The sequence below is a fragment of the Paenibacillus sp. P4_A9 genome, assembly GCF_056402415.1.
The window spans coordinates 126,165-143,303 of record NZ_JBFUHL010000006.1 but is presented as its reverse complement, the minus strand read 5'-3'; the positions used below and the strand labels follow the sequence as shown (position 1 = coordinate 143,303).

Sequence of the window (17,139 nt, the reverse complement as noted above, 5' to 3'; positions counted from 1 at the left end):
CGTCTTATATGATGACTATATGGTTTGATTAGTGTTAGAGAGGATAGATGCCTAACCATGGCTGTTCAACAAACAACCACCCGACAGACAACGATGCAAGCGAACCTTAAACACAAACGCTCTGCGGGATTTCGCTTTTTGATGTATACAATTCTTAGCATCACCATACTCTCAACCTTAGGTTTAGGCTGGTTTTTCCTGTCTTCCTCTGGCTCGAGCCTGCGCTTCATGATGGCAGATACGATCATCACAACACAACATCGGGATTGGGCAAAGTATTTAATTGGTTCGAGCGAGTTACAGAAACGTGTAGCTGCGTATTCAAAGCGTTTTGACGAAATGGGAACCGAGAAGGATCGCGGACTCGTTGAAATCGCTCCACAGCCCTCACAAGCCCCTGCTGCTGTCGAAATCAAGAAAGAGTTAGTAACGATTGAAAACATTTCAGGCCCAAACTTCAAGGGTAAGCTCGTTACCATTTCAGACCCTACCAAGCTTCGAATTGCTGTGCCCGAGAAAGTGGGTAAAGGCGAAAAAGTTTCCTCGATGGTCAAACGTACCGGTGCTATCCTCGGTGTGAATGGCGGAGGATTTATCGACCCGAATTGGGAGGGCAATGGCTTTCAGCCTGAAGGCGTCGTGATCTCCGGAGGCAAAATCTTTTACAACGACAAGGGCATGAACGGTACGGTGCAGATCGTCGGGATCGACAAGCAAGGCCGAATGATTTCAGGTAAGTACAAAGTATCTGAGCTGCTTGAAATGGGTGTTCAGGAAGCCGTTTCCTTCAGCCCTCGGTTCATCGTGAATGGTATTGGGCAGGTTAAAAGTCAAGCCGATGGCTGGGGTATTGCTCCGCGCACATGTATGGCACAAACCAAAGACGGCTCTATTCTGTTTGCCATCATCGATGGCAGACAAACACACAGCATTGGCGCAACGCTATATGATGTGCAGGAAATTTTCTTAGCTCATGGTGCAATCACCGCAGCCAACCTAGATGGGGGCGCTTCAACGGTGCTTGTCCACAATAATGCCATTATCAATAAACCTTCGAGTGAATACGGTGAAAGATACCTTCCTACCGCTTGGCTGCTCTTCGACAATCCAGAGACGGCCGACATTAAGAACGTATGGGAAGGTCTAGATATTAGTAAAATAGATCCATCCAAATGGTAATTAGGCAAAGAAGCAAAGTACTCCTTGCGAGGAGAACTCTGCTTCTTTATTTTGCGTACTAGCGGCCTACGATGACCAAGTCTTCTGCAGCTTCCGATGCTGCGATATCATCCAGGACCTCATCGCTTGATTGCGAATCCTTCCAAGAACGAACTGTCTCAACAACACTTGCTGTCGTGTCTTTGACTTTACCAACAAGTTCAGTGGTTGTGGAACTCACTGTTTTGGCAGCTGCTTGCGTTTTTTGGCTAACTGTACTTGCAAGTTGAACTGTTTTGTCGCTAACCACGGTCGCCCCCTCTGCAATGTCACTGCGTAGCTCACGACCGGATTTCGGTGCAAACAGCAAAGCTGCTGCAGCTCCAACTAAACCGCCTACGACTGCACCGATGAGAAGATCTTTTCCTTTTTTTCCATTGGACATGTGATATCCACTCCTTAATGATCTGATTTCGCACTCCGATGCGCCTGCCATCTCAGCCACAGCTCATACCCTGTCGTTGCCCATTCCATGACGTCTTGGATACGTTTCTGGTGCGTATGAACGACCTTTTCCGCACCATGTAAGGAATCGTTCATCATACGTGAGGCCTTGCGCAGTGTGGAAGCGACTTCCCCGACAGCTATCCCTGCCTTTTCAACCGATTGGATACTTGGCTCTAAGGCAAGGAGTTGCAAATGTACCTCTTCCGTAAGCTGCCCTAATTGCTTCATTAGATTCTCCGCTTGTTCTGTAGTATGGCCAATCTGCTGTTTAACTTCAACAACCGTGTCCCCTAACATGCGAAGCGTTCGTGTAGCCGTAATGAACATACGAACGGTAAACACAATGAGCACTAAACAGGCAACAGCCAAGCTGACGATACTGATCTCAGTCCATGTCATGATGGGTCACCTCCTGTGAGCTGAAAGCTATGAGGGTTGATGAGGCTTCTAGACGAATGCCTATGAATTACTACAGTATAGGTAGGTCGGGCTTGTTTTGACACAAACATACTGGAAAAATTTCTGGAACCTGTCATAATGAACAACAAATGCATGGATATGAGTTAGGAGAATCTAGAAATGAACCGAGAACAAGGCCTACAAGAAATTGAACGTACTCGTATTATGGCGATCGTCCGCGGCGTGCAGGAGGCGCACATTCTCTCTGTTGCTGAAGCACTTCACAAAGGCGGCGTCACCGTCATGGAAGTGACCTTAAACACACCTGGCGCGCTGGTTATGATCGGTAACCTCCAGCAGCAATGGGGTGATCAGATGTTCATCGGAGCCGGTACTGTGCTGGATCTGGAGGATGCCAAACAAGCCGTTCTCGCTGGAGCTGCCTTCCTTGTCACACCCAACTTGGATGAAGAGGTTATTGCATGGGCGCGGCAAGAAGGCATTCCGATCTTCCCAGGTGCGATGACACCAACTGAAGTTGTGAAAGCTTGGAAAGCTGGGGCTACTGCCGTTAAAATATTCCCTAGCGCAAGCTTAGGCTTGCCCTATATCAAGGAATTAATGGGACCTTTGGACAAGATCCCGATGATGGCAGTTGGTGGAGTAACGGAGGGCAATATCAAACAATTTCTGAGCATCGGCTGTTACGGCTTGGGCATTGGCGGCTCGCTGATTAACTTGAAGGAAATTGAAGCCGGTAATTTCGGCTGGATTACGGACAAGGCGGTTCAGTTGCTCGCGGCTTCGCGAGGTTAAGGTCATAAAAAACGGAGTTCGCGAATGACCGCGACTCCGTTTTTGTTTTGCGATTGCATGTGATACCGCCCAGCTCGGGGCACATGCCTTAACTTTGATAACCGGTTACGATATTTTTATCCCCAACTTTAACAGAAACATCTTTCGCTTGACCATCGCGCGAGATCTTCATTTTCAACAAATCACCCACTGCCGTGGCTTGGACTGCTTTCGTTAATTCCTCTGTATTCGTAATCGCTTTACCATTCACATCCAGAATAACATCATACTGACGAATGCCCGCTGCAAAAGCTGGGGAACCTTGCTGCACCTCCGCTACGACAGCACCTTTTGTACTGTTTAATTTCAAATCTTCCAGCATGTCATCTGTGATGTTCTGTAAAGCTACGCCGATATAAGGGGCTGGATCTTTCGGTATCGATTCGTTATTTTTCAGCTTGTCTACGACAGCGTTGATCGTGCTTGCAGGGATCGCAAAGCCCATCCCTTGTGCTTCAGCATTGACAGCTGTATTTATGCCGATGACTTCACCATTCAAATTTAACAGCGGACCACCAGAGTTACCAGGGTTGATGGCTGTATCCGTTTGTAGTAAATGCTTGTAATTCCGCGTGCCCTGTTCATCATCTATGCTGATCTCACGTTCCTTAGCGCTTAAAACGCCAGTCGTTACGGAGTAATCGAAATCATATGGGTTGCCAATCGCAACAACCCACTCTCCTACTTCTGCTGTGTCCGAGTCACCTAATTTCAACGCAGGGAACGCTTTATCTCCTTGAATTTTGAGGACAGCCAAATCCAAATCGTAGCTGCTTCCAAGTAGCGTTGCCGTAAATGGGGTATTATAGCCTTGTACGTAAACATCGATTTCGTCGGCCCCGGCAATCACATGCTCATTTGTTAAAATATAGCCGCTATCATCAAATATGAAGCCGGTTCCGATCCCATTTTGGATGGTATCACCCGTTTCTGTCCCTTGCTGAAGCGAATTTCTTCGGTTCCCTGATGTGTTCGTTTGTTTAACCTTCGTCTCAATTTTGACAATAGCAGGGCTCGACGCTTTCGTAATTTGTGGAATGCTATTGGTGCCGGAATTGTTTAGCGACGCGGTTTGAACACCCGCAGCTGCTGCCGCCGCGTTAGCTGAGGTGATGTTTGACTGTACCGTTTGAGCATCATAGCCAAAAAGATTCAACTTGTCCGAAGTGAACATCAAACCTCCGACAACAACCGCCCCGGCCATAAAAGCCGCAAAAATGGGCTTCACTCTAGAACTGTTTCGCTTGCTTTCAACCTTTATATCAGTCACGTCCATATGCTTGTTCATATCTTCATTCATACGATTACCGCCTCTCGATTACCACAATTTGTTTTCTTGTTGATAGATCAAGTATAGAGCGCTAACCTGAAGTGAGACTTAATTTGGGCTGATTGCTGTATGAATGCTAGCTGAAAGTATGCTGAAGGTTTTGGGATGAACAAAAAAAAGAGCCAAGCGGTTACCCGCTCAACTCTCCTTCAACGCTATTTATTTTGACGTATGATATACACACATTTGTTAGCACCTTTGGCGAGACACTCTGTACGCTCTACATCGGCATCCAGCAAATTACGGAAGAGGGATAGCTCACACTGACAGGCCTGCTGAAACGTGTTAGCGACCATTGCAATTGGACAGTTGTGCTCATTGAAGATATAAGCGTCTTCTCCCTGCGCTGACCAATTTACCATATAGCCATTCTCATTCTGGATGAGCGCTAATTCAGCCACGCGATCTTCTAAGCTTTTGGCTTGCATCCTCGATTGATAGCGTGCTTCGAGCTTACCCTGCCTGCCTTCAAAGAGCCGTTCAATTTTCTCATGGCCTTCGTCTTCTAATAACTCGTCTAATAAATCCAATGTTAACTGCGAATATTTCTTGGGAAATAATTCGTCCGCCTGTGGTGCTAAGGTATACACACTGGCTGGACGTCCCATTGCTTGCCTCACGAGCTTGGCCTCGAGTAAATCATCCTTCTCCATCGAATGAATATGTCGTCTTACCGCCATCTCTGTGATCCCGAGCTGTTTAGCAAGATCCTGAACACTTAGCGCTCCTTGCGTTTTGAGCATAGAAAGAATCACTTTACGCGTAGATGTTTCTAGTGTTTGATTCACGCTCTCACCCGCCCTCGGAACTCGTTTAGGTCTCATTTTACAGCATCACAGGCAATAAGTAAATTACGAAACAACTATGTATGTTATGCCAATTCACTCTTGATGAATGCTCGAACAGACGCCGCAAACTCCTCAAAAGCCGCTGGGATTTTCGGTATTAATGGATGAAGGGTTTGACGATTCCAATCTACAAAGTCCTGTACCAGTGGTTTCCGAAGCTTCACTAATTGCAACAGCGTCTCGGTCAGAGACTCCGAATAGGCCCCTTCACCATGCACGATTTCCACAATATCTTCATAGCTGCTTGCATCTCTTAAAATAAAAGCATCGATGAGCAAGCTCCCAATATCCGTCACAGTTTCTATGGCTAAATGTAGGATACGCTCTTGGGAAAGCTGCCAGACGAGATCATTATTACCTTGTGCCCACTGCGCTTCTAATTGCTGACTAGCCTCAGCCAAAACCGATAGAAACTGAATACGCCCATCAATTTGTTCATGATTAATAAAATACATGGTCTATCTCCGTCCTCTTTTTCGCCATTTCGTCCAAACCAACATAGCAAAAAAAGTGATAATAACTAAAAATATAAGCAAAACCGCCTGCATCAAATATTCGTAACTCACGTTCATTCACCCTCTTGATTGATCTCTTTGTACATGCTATCAACAGTTTATCGTGGGTAGATGAGAGCGTCAAGCTACGCGGGCTATCGTTCGTTGAGTCATTGTCCTCTTCTTGGGTTCATGTTACAGTGAAACGAGAGAAAAAAAGGAGAATTTGCATCATGTTATCCAAACCAAAGCTGTCAGAAATCGATATTGTACGTGCGATTGCCATCATTGCCGTCGTGCTCATTCATGGTACGTCCGGTGCCACTCAACTTCCTATTGGGACGGGCTCTCAGGCTTTCTTTTTCACCCTCAACAAAGCTAGTTTGTTTACCGTTCCTTTATTCATTTGGATCAGTGGACTCGTGTTGTTTTACTCTTATTATGACCGCTGGGAGCCAGGGATGGCGCGTGTTTTTTGGACGAAAAGGCTGCAAAAGATACTTATTCCTTATTTCCTATGGTCCCTATTCTATTATTTATATAACCAAGTCATGTTTCATGGCACGATGCATGTTGATGCATTCTATCTTCTAAAGCTACTTCTATCCGGAAATGCGAGCTATCATCTCTATTACATGGTCATTATCGTTCAGTTCTATCTGCTGTTCCCATTCGTGCTTACGGCGGTAAAACGATACACGTGGCTGCGTCGCGGCCTGATTCCTCTAGGTATCGGCATTCAAGCGGCTTCCTATACGTGGCACCATTGGGTATTTCCGCTTCCTGAATACGCCTCATTGTTCCTGAGCTATACCGCCACATTCAGTTTCGGTGCTTATATGGGGATCTACTATCCTACGATCGTGACATGGGCTTCCCGTTTCAAAAGTTGGATCTGGAGCGCCGTCCTCCTTGCAGGCGGATCTTTCGTTGGCATGCTCCTGCTTCAGCAATATGGGCTCGCTGACCTCGAAAATACATGGTTCGAGCTAGCGCTTCTCGCTTACTGCATGACCGTCCCGCTCATGTGCGTGCCGTGGGCACGTAAACAGCTGGCACGCGGCTCACGCTTCGGCGCCACTTTATCTGCCTTAGGCGCAGCCTCCTTCGGCATCTATCTCGTGCATCCCGCGATCCTCACCTTGTGGGATCGCATTGCCCCAGAGCCAGCGCCTGAGCGCATCTGGCTCTATGATTTGCACACCATAGCAGCCGTACTCATCGGGCTGCTTGGATCTTGGCTGCTCGTGCGCGGATACGCGCGCGTCGCAAAGAAAGGTTCCGCTCGAGGATGAGCGGAACCTTGTTTATTTCATGCGCGCCAGCCAGGCCCAGCGCCGCTGCTGTCTGCGGCTATAGCGAGGCAAGCCGCGGTAAATATCAAGCGCTTCGCGATACGCGCGCCTGGCGTCTTCTTCGCGGCCTAGCTGCTTATACAGCTGGCCAAGTCGGTAGTAAGCCTCGACCGATGAGGAGTGCAGGTCGCGGAAGTGTTCGATAAACTGCGCCGCGCGTTCCGGTGCAAGGGGAGCCAGAGCCTCGCCGAGGCGCAGGTAGGCTTCGCCATATTTTACACGCGGATTAAGGTCAATTGCTTTCAGCATGAAGGCTTCACCCTCGGCAATACGTCCTAGTTTCAGCAGACACAGTCCAATTTCATAATGAACGTCAGCAGATTCCTGCATGATCGGTAGTGTTTGCTCCAGGTAGGGCAGCGCTTCTTGATATTTTTTGCGTTCAATCAGGATCCGCGCCAAGTCTAGCTTCGCTGAGGTATTGTGCGGGTTCGCATGAAGGTCAATTCGGAGGCGTGATGCCTTCCGACTTAATTGAAACGGCCTCCAAATATTCGGGAGGATGCCAACGTACCTTCTGTCCAATACATATAGAATCACGAGTAAGATTAGCAACGCTAGGAACGGATTACCAACGATTCGCCAAAGTAAACCAAATAGTAATATTTTGATAAGCAATGTATATTCCCCCTTCTTAACTTCCTTATACTACCATATTATGCGATGATTGTTCATCCCTCTACTAAGAAAAAAACACCTTGCATGAGCAGGTGCTTCTATCATTCGAGATTTTTCGCCAGCAGTGCTATACTAGAAAGAAAAAAGGGAGCTTCCACATGAAAGATTCGCATAAAGCTACATGGCTCAAGAGAAAAAAATTAGGACGTTCCAGGTATTTAATCATGTTCGGCATCGTTCCTTGGGGAATCGGAGCAGCGCTCCTCACGACCCTGTTTGAATATCTATGGTTTCAGTCCATTAATTCCGTTTGGATTCCGACTCGACTGCTCGTGTTCGCATTTGTCGGCTTTTTTGTTGCGAATGGACGTTGGATGACGATGGAAAACCGCTTCGAACCGCCTGCACCAAGACGACCGTAAGGTCGTTTTTCTTTTTTTAAACACTTGGTGTAAACCAAATTTCCCGGAAATCAATCCAGCCTAAATCGTTGATCGTGACACCTTTGATCGAGTCATGGTACGTCGTTTGCTGCGATCGATGAAGGACGAAGAGGAACGATTTCTCCGCTTGCAGCTCATCAATCAATTCATGTAAGCCCGCAATACGCTCATCCAGTCTAGGATTACTCAGAATCCCCTCCATTTTCGAATCAACCCACGCCAATCGCTCAGTATTCAAATGGGCACGAACATAACTGTTGCTTTGTTTCAACGTCTGAATAATATGAAGGTCATAATTGCTTTCCATGCAAATGTGATACAAAATAAGATCCGCTTCATCAATCGTAGCCAGCTGCATCATGTCAGATTCACTTCGAATCTTAATTTCAATGGGAATCCCAATCTGTGCACATTGGCGGCAAATCCACATCGCATCCTCATTGTTATTCCGATAAACATACATATGAAGTGTTTCACCCTTATAGCCCATTTCATCTAGCAAAAGCTTCGCTTCAGAGATATCTGTTCTTGACTTCGTTAGTGGGTCCATTGTTGGCAAAAAGCTGCTTGCTGGTGCTTCTCGAAAGCCGCCAAGCTCTTCAATCATACGCTCACGATCAATAACGAGATCAACGGCTTTACGGAAGTTCGGATGGCACTGTGGGCCTCTTTTGTTCCTATTAAACGTCAATAAACTGCAGCCCATGATCGTCTGTTCGATCTGATGCCATTCTGAATCTTTATCGATCGCACCCACTGGTTTATGAGAATTCGATTGCCCGCGAAACACTTGAACCTTATCCCAGCTTGGCGTTGCTTCTTGTAGATCGGAGGGCAATAACCAAATTTCGATGAGATCCATATGCGGCCTAACGCCAAAATAAGAATCAAAGGCACGCAGCTTACAAATGAAATCATCGTTTCGTTCCAACCTGAACGGCCCTGTCCCAATGGGCATTCGCCCAAAAATCGACTCATTATCCTGGCAAATTTCTTCGGGGACAACCGCCATAGACGTATGTGCTAGCTGTTGAAGAAAAAGCACATTAGGCTGACTTAATTCGATGGCAATAGCACTTCGGTTCAGAACCTTAATCGTCTCAATGCTTTCCGTCATCCAGCCTTGCGTGGCGGCCTGCCCCAGCTTCTTTAATCGCGATAAGGAGTAACTTACATCATGCGCTGTCATCTCTCTACCGTGATGGAAGAGCACACCTTTTCGCAAATAAAAGGTGTAATGCAAGCCATCCTCGCTGATTTCCCAGTAGTGAGCCAGATGCGGCTCTATCACCTTCGTTTGCGGATTGTAACGAACTAGCGTATCGAAAATTTGACTAATCAGATGAAAATCAAATGCAAAAAAAGAGTGCGCAGGATCCAGCGTCACCAGCCATTTATAGACAGGCACACGCAGTGTATCCTTAAAACGCTCCTCGTGTTCAACCGCACGGTAACCAAAAAAGCTGAACAACCACTCGATAAAGGAGTCCTGCAGTGCTTCTCCCTTACCCAGTTGATGAATCAGCTCAATCGTGCCCAAATAATCACCACGACTCGCAAGCGCCATCGCTTGTTTCGAGATCATGTCCTCCGAAGATACCAAAAACGTAAGCTCGGAAATATTCCCTCTACCCCGTCCAGGCTTCCAGGAAATCCAATGGTGATCGCTCATTTTTTTCAATAAAAGCTTCACATTTCGTGTCGAACAATATAATTTCTCAGCTAATTCTTCTAACGTAATCGGCTGCGGCTCATGCTCAACACCATGCTCAAAACCCGCGCGTAGCTCCAAAAAATGAGTTAGTAGCTGCATGTTCAACGTCCTTTCTATGAGAAAACTTCTATCGAAGCATTTCAATGTTGAGCGACCGCGTTTAGTGGTAAGTTTTATCGCCAAATAGAAAGACGTTTTCGGGTACCGAAAACTTATACTTTCTATTGTGGTAAAAGGGGAAATCGTTGAAGTGAATTATACTCTTTTTGTTCCCCTTATTCCAGAGTAAACTAAACGTATCAGGAAAAGAAAGGAAAGTGACCCTCATATGCAACCAACAGACCTCTATGTTTCAGAGAAGTTAATGGAATGGCAACAGCACGATTTGGAAAACCAATCGCGCGAGCACTGGAAATGGAAATCAGTTAAAAAAAGAAAAGTCTACGTGCTTCTAACTAGCTTGTTCTTCTTGATTTAACTCGTTTTCGTATCGCAACCACGACAACAATCAGAATGAGCGCACACAGAATACCAACTCCGTCGACGACCACATCGATGGCGTGCCCCGTTCGGTCCTTCACGAACGACTGATGCCATTCATCCGTCATTGCATATAGCAATGAAATTAGGAAGGAGCTGACCAAAGCTATGTTCATTCTGACAGGCTTAGCTAGTAAAGCTATCGACCAAAGCAGGGCAAGCACAGCGTATTCGCTAACGTGCCCTGCTTTTCTTATTAAGAATTCAATCAAATTAATCGGATCTTGCCATGAAATTACTTGGTGATCATACGTAAACTTCACTTTGGGGATATGCTCTCTCAACTTTTCAGTAGAAAGCTTCGATTCCAAGTATGGCTTCAAGCTCTGCTGCTGATAAGGCTCGGCGGACTTCATATAGATGAAAGCCATCCATAGAATGGCAGCAACTAGGAACACGTAGAACATCGTCTTCGATCGTGTTAACTTCGGCATAACGGCCCCTTCCTATTCCGGATTCAATTTTTTGCGAATACTGAACAAGGCAAAGAATTCAATAACCATTAAATTCACTGCGGATACGCCATAAAAAGCCATCCCGAACATCATCTGAAACTGATCTGTCGTTACTGACTTCCACCAAAAGACAGCTGCTGCTGTCAGCACAATATTCAGGACCGTCGTGATCCAAAACGAGAACCCTAAGCGGTTCGTCTTCCGCATCAGAAGAACACCAATGACAAACGGCACCACAAAAGCGATACCTAAGAAAACCCAATACAACACCGCGTTTGACACTTCAACGTCACTCCCAAACGATCAACTAGTTTATGCTAACTAGGTTAGCATGAAAATGCGCATGAAAACAATATTCTGCCCCTTTTGCAACAGAAACGACATATAGTTACTAGGATAGAATGTTGCTAGAAAAATCCTGGATTACAGGTATTGCCTGTCACCTCATATTCATGTATAATACAAAAAGTCGACGCTTGTAAGCGACATCACGGGGCCTTAGCTCAGCTGGGAGAGCGCATCGCTGGCAGCGATGAGGTCAGGGGTTCGATCCCCCTAGGCTCCATACAATGAAAACCACGATCCTTTGGGATCGTGGTTTTTTGTATGGATCATGGGGTGAGAACCCCTCAGGGTTCGCCCGCGCGGACGGAACGGATGAATATGCTTCGAAGTCATACTTCAAGTGCAGGAGCACGGCGTCTGAATCCACCGCTAAAAGTCCTCCTCGATTAAGCTTCGTCAGCCATTCAAATCAGGATTCGGACATCCCTTGACGGGGTGCCATGTTAGTGGCATCCCCCTAGGCTCCATACAATGAAAACCACGATCCTTTGGGATCGTGGTTTTTTGTATGGATCATGGGGGTGAGAACCCCTCAGGGGTTCGCCCGCGCGGACGGAACGGAGCGTATCCCACAATCACCGCAGCGGGCCGTTTTGTATGAGGCACCATAGTAAGAGTGACAAATCGCTTTTGCTTTTTCGGTAAGCTGTACATATGCGGTCACCGTTCGTCACCCTTCCCTTGTATTTGATCAAGGATATCTGATGCTGCATACGCAATTTCTTATTAGGTATATACTGCATGTCTGTGTTTCCTCAGCGTATGACTTATGGCAATTGCGTACTTTCGTAACCGTTGAACCCTCAAGTATTTCATCAAAATTTAGTCAGCCGAGGCCCATACCCGGGATGAATGCTTTGCATAAATTATTTTGTAAGTACTCGTTCGGGGAAGTGATCATTTGCAGCTATACTATTTAGCATCCAAGCAAGACGTTATTGAACTCATCCGCGAATTCATTGATCAGGCAAACTATAGTGCTGCCATTTATTTACTTGAGATTATTCAGCAGATGGAGGAGGAAAATCGATCCTCAGTACTCATTACAGTAGTAAAAAATCATGACGATTCGAAGTGATTCTCGATATTTCAAATTTATCAATTGGGTTATTGTTGTAATTGACATTCTTCGCTGCCAGATCGGCACCAAGTAACTTCATAGGACCGGATAAAGTTTGCTTCCTTTGAGCGACGGGTTCCATAGAGTTCAAACCGAAATACCCCTGCATCTCCTCAACCCAATAAATAGCCGAATACCGATCGTAACCAACCCATGGAATGTAGATTCCATATTCAGTCTGGATCTCTACAAACCATTCGGTAACGTACTTGTGATGCACTCGATTACCTGGCGTAGTTCTTAATAAATCACGATCTTTCCAAAGATCGTAGGGGATTTTATCTTCTTTCGTGCGCGCCTCTAGCAAATCCTCAGGAAGCCAGTACATCTGAAGAACATATATTGTCGGGTCATCTCGACGCATCATAATGACCCTGGATACTGTAAGATCCGTGGTTTCAGATAAGTCAGACAACGATCTGATTATTTGCACAGCTCTCGGCACACCAATTTCACCTAGGAACTTACTTCGAACATTTTATATTTTAATGGAAAAAGCTAAGGTCCCTCAAATTAACTAATTTTCCGTTAATTAGCTTAATCAAAAGAAAAACCGCCCTAATTAAAGTGCGGTGCCATGCAAATCAGGATTCGGACATCCCTTGATCTAGGATTCATCAGTGATTCAAGTTATAAATAGTGCATCGTTATCTCACTTCTGACTAAAAATCTTGCATTAATACCCGTCTGCCCAATTCCCTTTGATATGTAGTAAGCCCCATATTGATTTTTATGTAGACCCTTATATATCCCCATTCGAGGCAATATACCCGAGTCTTTCATTCTAAACAAAAATGGAATATTAAATTGTTTGCCATGTAGATGTCCAGCCATTAAATAATCGTAGTACTTGTTTAAATGTAGAACGATATTAGGATCGTGCGTAATAATGATTTTAGTTCTAGTTTGATCAACATTTTGAAACGATGTTTCTATGTTGCTCTTACCTGAATCAAAATCATCAATTCCAATTAATTCAATTTGATCTAAATGTACCGATTCGTTTCTCAATACATGTAATCCATACTTTCTTAACAGATTTATTAAATCCATGACATTTTTTTGCTGATAATCATGGTTGCCGAGTACACAATAAATAGGTACATTACCAATTGTCATAGCTCTTAGATACTTTTCTAGTTTGAAGAGTTTTTTACGACGTCTGGTAAAATCACCTGTAATACATATAAGGTCTGGTTTTTCATCATTGATAATAGCGGCTATTTTTGTGGGACTTATTCTTAATCGTTCTACATGCAAGTCACTAATCTGTAGGATTTTTAAATTTAAATCCAGAGGATATTTAATCCGTTCAATTTTTAGCCATTGTGTAGGTAAGATAAAATTAATATAAATCAAGAGTATTAGAATCACTATGTATATATAGATCACTTCACCATTCTCCTCACATAGAAGATTCATTTTGTTAAAGTAATATTCATTCTAGATAAATCTGGAATATCCCTCTTATTTTGCAAGTGATTTCAATTCTTTATTAAGTTTAGCAATGCCTTAAAAGTCCACTATCAAAATAAAAAATTCTACTTAATTACTTTACAGGACACCTAATGGTGTTATATTATTACATTGTGAATTAGGACACTGATCGGTGTCGAATACTAAATAATTAAAAAGGAAGTGGATTCAAATGTATATACTATCCCTCGTTATGCAAAGTTGGCTGCTTTTCTCCATGGCCTTCTTTGGTGTAAGCAAGATTACAGGAGCTAAGCATCAGGTTGACCTGTTCGATTCGGTTAAACTTCCTCAGTGGTTCCGCGTCATTACGGGTTACCTTCAAATTATTGGATGCATCGGTCTCATTATCGGCTACTGGTATCCGGGAATTGCCGGATGGACCGGAATATTCATAGGCATTATGATGCTAATTGCAATCCTATCGCATTTCAGAGTTAAACATCCGATCGGAAAAATATTCCCGGCTATCTTGAATGTTGTGATCGCTATTGCCGTAGTACTCTTATATGCTGATAACCTGGCCCATCCTTTTGGGTAAGTTCAAATCGATCAACAAACCCGCCTGAGTGGAATACATCCATTCAGGCGGGTTTTGTTTGTTACTTATCACGAGCGCCAGCTTCTACCAATAGCGCTTCTATTTCTTTGAATCCCCGCGTTTTAGCGTGCCTGAGCGGTGTGACGCCCTCTTTGTCGGGAATATTCACATCTGCCCCATGTTCAATTAATAAATGAACAATTCCTTGATGCTTAATTCCACCATTACTAAGCACAATGGCTTCCATCAAAGCAGTCCAACCGAGATTGTTCACATGGTTCACGTTCACGTCGGTCCGTGTTAACAGTTCCTTAACCACCTCCACGTGTCCCCGTTCTGCGGCGGGGATTAAAGCGGTTCCCCCGTATCTGTTCGTTATCTTTGTATCGGCACCCGCTTCAATGGTTAGCTTGAGTATGTTCAACAGTCCTTCGGCACCTGCATACAGGAATGGATTATCCAACATGTTATCCCGAATATGTATATCAGCACCTGCTTGGATAAGCACTTTAACGGTATCGACTTGGTTACGATGCGTAGCAGCCATGATAGCCGTACGGCCCCGTTCATCCTGACTATTAACTGAAGCGCCATCTTTAAGCAGCTTGAGAACTTCGGCTGTATTCCCCTTTTCTGCTGCAACAAACAATTGAGCAGTCATTGCTTTCACATCCTTTTCCTCATGAACATTGGGTTCAATCACCAATCCCCTCTTATTTTACCTCATCCCTTCTTTCTTCGAAACAACAAAAGGCACGAAGAAAAATTCTTCGTGCCTTTCATGGTTACCACCTATTTTTTTGGTAGAAATTCATCCATATATTCATCCCTTTTCTATTGTTGTACAATAAAACAGTAATGAAAACTAATTTCATACACACGGGAAGGGTGAGCATTTCATATATGAAAATGGATTCCAACACAATCCTTATTACAGGTGGATCAAACGGTATAGGTTTCGAACTTGCTTCACAGTTACTTAAACTTGGAAACACGGTCATTATTACCGGAAGAGATCAAGCTAGACTGGATTTAGCAAAGAAGAAGCTGCCAGCGATACATACGTTTCAGAGTGATGTAAGTGATCCACAGGCCATTTCGGTTCTTTTCGAGAACGTGATAAGTGCATTTCCACAGCTAAATGTTCTGATCAATAATGCAGGCATTATGCGCAAGATTAACCTTCATGACAAAGAAACAGATCTGATCGATATCAGTCGCGAGGTAGAGACGAATCTCAACGGTCCGATCCGAATGGTAAAACAATTTCTGCCGCATTTAAAAAAGCAGCCTTACGCCGCGATCATGAATGTTTCATCTGGACTTGCATTTGTACCATTGCCGATTTCGCCGATATACTGCTCAACGAAAGCTGGCCTTCATTCGTTCACGAAGTCGTTGCGAGTTCAACTGAAAAACACCAATGTTAAAGTGTTTGAATTGGCGCCCCCATTAACGCAGACCTCATTAGTTGATTCGTTCGATGCTGATGACATGAGTGGCGTAAAGGCCATGTCTGTCACCGACATGGTCGGACAGGCAATCAAAGGTTTCCAACAGGATCGATTCGAAATCCGGCCTGGCCAAAGCAATGCGCTGAAGCTCTTGAGTCGAATCGCGCCTCAGTTTATTTTGAATCAGCTTAGTAAACCCGTCGACAGCATGCTGGCACATGGTAAGGAATAGCGATCTGACCCTTCACTAAGGAGGTTGACACTATTGAAGCGTTATACCCTAGCATCGATGAGCCTATTCATGATGGTTATACTTACAGCCTGCTTCTGGTCAAAAGATTCAGAGACTTCCTCCACGACTACGAGCGGCATTTCGCTAAGTAATATTTTCGAGCCGACTTCCTTCGAGCGCCCCGTTGGACTTGAGCATCGTGTTGGCAAACCGGATTTGTTGTATATCGTTGAGCAGCCTGGTCGGATCATGAGCGTGAATATTAATAAGCCGAAGGAAAAGCCGACTCTCATCTTAGATATTACCGGCCGCGTCAACGATAGAGGAAATGAACAAGGTTTACTTGGATTAGCCTTCCACCCGAAGCATCCCAATCAGGCTTACGTGAATTATACAACGGAGACCCATACGGTAATCGCGCGTTATGACACTGATTCCACTAACCCTGCGCTTCTGGATCCGAAGAGTGAACAAGTGCTGCTAACCTTTAAGCAGCCCTACCCGAATCACAATGGTGGACAACTTGCTTTCGGACCTGATGGCTATTTATACATAGCAACTGGCGATGGCGGCAGCAGCGGTGATCCGCAAAATAACAGCCAAAACCTGCAGTCCTTGCTTGGCAAAATACTCCGTATAGATGTTGATAAACAAGCCAATGGGCTCCTCTATGCGATCCCCGCTGACAATCCTTTTATCAACAAAGGGGCTAAGGAAATCTATGCCTACGGACTGCGGAATCCTTGGCGATTCAGTTTCGATACCGTTACTGGAAAGCTCTGGGCAGCAGATGTTGGCCAAAACAGATTCGAAGAAATTGATATCATAGAAAAAGGCAAAAATTATGGTTGGCGTATCCAAGAGGGGTTCGAATGCTACGAACCGAAGGTTGGCTGCAATAAAACTGGCTTAGCGCAACCGCTGTATACCTATGGTCGCGATCAAGGCGTCTCGGTAACAGGGGGTTATGTGTATAGGGGCAAAAAGCTTCCTGAGCTTACTGGTTCCTACGTGTATGCGGATTATGGTACGGGTAAAATCTGGGCTTTAACCCAAAGTAGTAACGGAACTGTCAAAAACAAAATCTTGCTAGAATCAGGCTTGAATATTGCTTCCTTCGGCACGGATGCGACTGGAGAGCTTTACCTTTGCACGCAGGATGGAAAGATATTGAAAATCGTTTAACTTTATTGGTGGGAGGCCAGTCACATGGTCTCCTTTCTTTATGCTTGACGATTGGTTAAAATTGCTATGC

General features: G+C 44.9%; 18 protein-coding genes, 1 tRNA gene and 1 pseudogene. 8 read left to right on the top strand and 12 right to left on the bottom strand.

Translation table 11 applies throughout. The features are described 5' to 3' along the window. Positions 1-57 precede the first annotated feature (57 nt). Entirely contained in the window at positions 58-1,179 is a 1,122-nt protein-coding gene (locus tag AC1DVJ_RS07845; protein ID WP_477589672.1) for a phosphodiester glycosidase family protein, read from the top strand. A gap of 58 nt (positions 1,180-1,237) precedes the next feature. Here AC1DVJ_RS07845 and AC1DVJ_RS07840 read toward each other — a convergent pair whose 3' ends face one another. Together AC1DVJ_RS07840 and AC1DVJ_RS07835 are read right to left on the bottom strand one after the other, a co-directional pair. Beyond that, on the bottom strand, positions 1,238-1,603 hold the full coding sequence (locus AC1DVJ_RS07840; protein WP_477589670.1) for a YtxH domain-containing protein: 366 nt from the start codon (positions 1,601-1,603) through the stop codon (positions 1,238-1,240). Between the two features lie 14 nt (positions 1,604-1,617). Continuing rightward, positions 1,618-2,064, bottom strand: coding sequence for a DUF948 domain-containing protein (locus AC1DVJ_RS07835; protein WP_477589669.1), 447 nt, complete (start codon positions 2,062-2,064; stop codon positions 1,618-1,620). A gap of 180 nt (positions 2,065-2,244) precedes the next feature. Between AC1DVJ_RS07835 and AC1DVJ_RS07830 the strand changes: the two genes are divergently transcribed. After that, on the top strand, positions 2,245-2,880 hold the full coding sequence (locus AC1DVJ_RS07830; RefSeq protein ID WP_477589667.1) for a bifunctional 4-hydroxy-2-oxoglutarate aldolase/2-dehydro-3-deoxy-phosphogluconate aldolase: 636 nt from the start codon (positions 2,245-2,247) through the stop codon (positions 2,878-2,880). 88 nt (positions 2,881-2,968) lie between these two features. Here AC1DVJ_RS07830 and AC1DVJ_RS07825 read toward each other — a convergent pair whose 3' ends face one another. The 3 genes from AC1DVJ_RS07825 to AC1DVJ_RS07815 all read right to left on the bottom strand — a co-directional run bounded on the left by AC1DVJ_RS07825 (position 2,969) and on the right by AC1DVJ_RS07815 (position 5,552). Beyond that, a complete protein-coding gene (locus tag AC1DVJ_RS07825; protein ID WP_477589665.1) occupies positions 2,969-4,219 on the bottom strand; it encodes a S1C family serine protease in 1,251 nt (416 codons plus the stop codon). A gap of 185 nt (positions 4,220-4,404) precedes the next feature. Continuing rightward, the gene (locus AC1DVJ_RS07820; protein WP_477589664.1) at positions 4,405-5,073 is read right to left on the bottom strand and encodes a helix-turn-helix transcriptional regulator; all 669 of its coding nucleotides are present in this window, start codon (positions 5,071-5,073) and stop codon (positions 4,405-4,407) included. Positions 5,074-5,120: 47 nt separating this feature from the next. After that, positions 5,121-5,552 (bottom strand): DUF86 domain-containing protein, encoded by a 432-nt coding sequence (locus tag AC1DVJ_RS07815; protein ID WP_477589663.1) that lies wholly within the window; start codon positions 5,550-5,552, stop codon positions 5,121-5,123. Between the two features lie 272 nt (positions 5,553-5,824). Here AC1DVJ_RS07815 and AC1DVJ_RS07810 point away from each other — a divergent pair, with 272 nt between their 5' ends. After that, positions 5,825-6,886 (top strand): acyltransferase, encoded by a 1,062-nt coding sequence (locus AC1DVJ_RS07810; protein ID WP_477589662.1) that lies wholly within the window; start codon positions 5,825-5,827, stop codon positions 6,884-6,886. A gap of 12 nt (positions 6,887-6,898) precedes the next feature. Here AC1DVJ_RS07810 and AC1DVJ_RS07805 read toward each other — a convergent pair whose 3' ends face one another. Then, on the bottom strand, positions 6,899-7,564 hold the full coding sequence (locus AC1DVJ_RS07805) for a tetratricopeptide repeat protein (protein ID WP_477589660.1): 666 nt from the start codon (positions 7,562-7,564) through the stop codon (positions 6,899-6,901). Positions 7,565-7,722: 158 nt separating this feature from the next. Between AC1DVJ_RS07805 and AC1DVJ_RS07800 the strand changes: the two genes are divergently transcribed. Next, a complete protein-coding gene (locus tag AC1DVJ_RS07800) occupies positions 7,723-7,986 on the top strand; it encodes a hypothetical protein (RefSeq protein WP_477589659.1) in 264 nt (87 codons plus the stop codon). A 16-nt stretch (positions 7,987-8,002) separates the two neighbouring features. Here AC1DVJ_RS07800 and AC1DVJ_RS07795 read toward each other — a convergent pair whose 3' ends face one another. The 3 genes from AC1DVJ_RS07795 to AC1DVJ_RS07785 form a co-directional block, all read right to left on the bottom strand. Continuing rightward, the gene (locus tag AC1DVJ_RS07795; protein WP_477589658.1) at positions 8,003-9,820 is read right to left on the bottom strand and encodes an ABC transporter substrate-binding protein; all 1,818 of its coding nucleotides are present in this window, start codon (positions 9,818-9,820) and stop codon (positions 8,003-8,005) included. A 356-nt stretch (positions 9,821-10,176) separates the two neighbouring features. Continuing rightward, positions 10,177-10,695 carry a VanZ family protein gene (locus AC1DVJ_RS07790; RefSeq protein WP_477589657.1) on the bottom strand — a complete coding sequence of 173 codons (519 nt, stop codon included), beginning with the start codon at positions 10,693-10,695 and terminating at the stop codon, positions 10,177-10,179. Between the two features lie 12 nt (positions 10,696-10,707). After that, a complete protein-coding gene (locus AC1DVJ_RS07785) occupies positions 10,708-10,998 on the bottom strand; it encodes a hypothetical protein (protein WP_477589656.1) in 291 nt (96 codons plus the stop codon). Positions 10,999-11,208: 210 nt separating this feature from the next. Here AC1DVJ_RS07785 and AC1DVJ_RS07780 point away from each other — a divergent pair. Continuing rightward, a tRNA-Ala gene (locus AC1DVJ_RS07780) sits at positions 11,209-11,281 on the top strand. Positions 11,282-12,104: 823 nt separating this feature from the next. On the opposite strand, the pseudogene AC1DVJ_RS07775 reads toward AC1DVJ_RS07780, so the two are convergent. Then, positions 12,105-12,590: pseudogene (locus AC1DVJ_RS07775) on the bottom strand (terminase TerL endonuclease subunit); the annotation flags it as partial. Positions 12,591-12,811: 221 nt separating this feature from the next. Further along, positions 12,812-13,540 carry a metallophosphoesterase gene (locus AC1DVJ_RS07770; protein WP_477589654.1) on the bottom strand — a complete coding sequence of 243 codons (729 nt, stop codon included), beginning with the start codon at positions 13,538-13,540 and terminating at the stop codon, positions 12,812-12,814. Between the two features lie 289 nt (positions 13,541-13,829). Between AC1DVJ_RS07770 and AC1DVJ_RS07765 the strand changes: the two genes are divergently transcribed. Beyond that, positions 13,830-14,198 carry a DoxX family protein gene (locus AC1DVJ_RS07765; protein WP_477589652.1) on the top strand — a complete coding sequence of 123 codons (369 nt, stop codon included), beginning with the start codon at positions 13,830-13,832 and terminating at the stop codon, positions 14,196-14,198. 61 nt (positions 14,199-14,259) lie between these two features. Here the strand turns inward: AC1DVJ_RS07765 and AC1DVJ_RS07760 are convergent, their stop codons facing one another. Beyond that, a complete protein-coding gene (locus AC1DVJ_RS07760) occupies positions 14,260-14,859 on the bottom strand; it encodes an ankyrin repeat domain-containing protein (protein WP_477589734.1) in 600 nt (199 codons plus the stop codon). Between the two features lie 242 nt (positions 14,860-15,101). On the opposite strand from AC1DVJ_RS07760, the gene AC1DVJ_RS07755 reads away from it, so the two are divergent. Continuing rightward, the gene (locus AC1DVJ_RS07755) at positions 15,102-15,884 is read left to right on the top strand and encodes an SDR family oxidoreductase (protein WP_477589651.1); all 783 of its coding nucleotides are present in this window, start codon (positions 15,102-15,104) and stop codon (positions 15,882-15,884) included. Between the two features lie 33 nt (positions 15,885-15,917). Next, positions 15,918-17,069, top strand: coding sequence for a PQQ-dependent sugar dehydrogenase (locus AC1DVJ_RS07750; protein ID WP_477589649.1), 1,152 nt, complete (start codon positions 15,918-15,920; stop codon positions 17,067-17,069). The last annotated feature ends 70 nt before the right edge of the window (positions 17,070-17,139 follow it).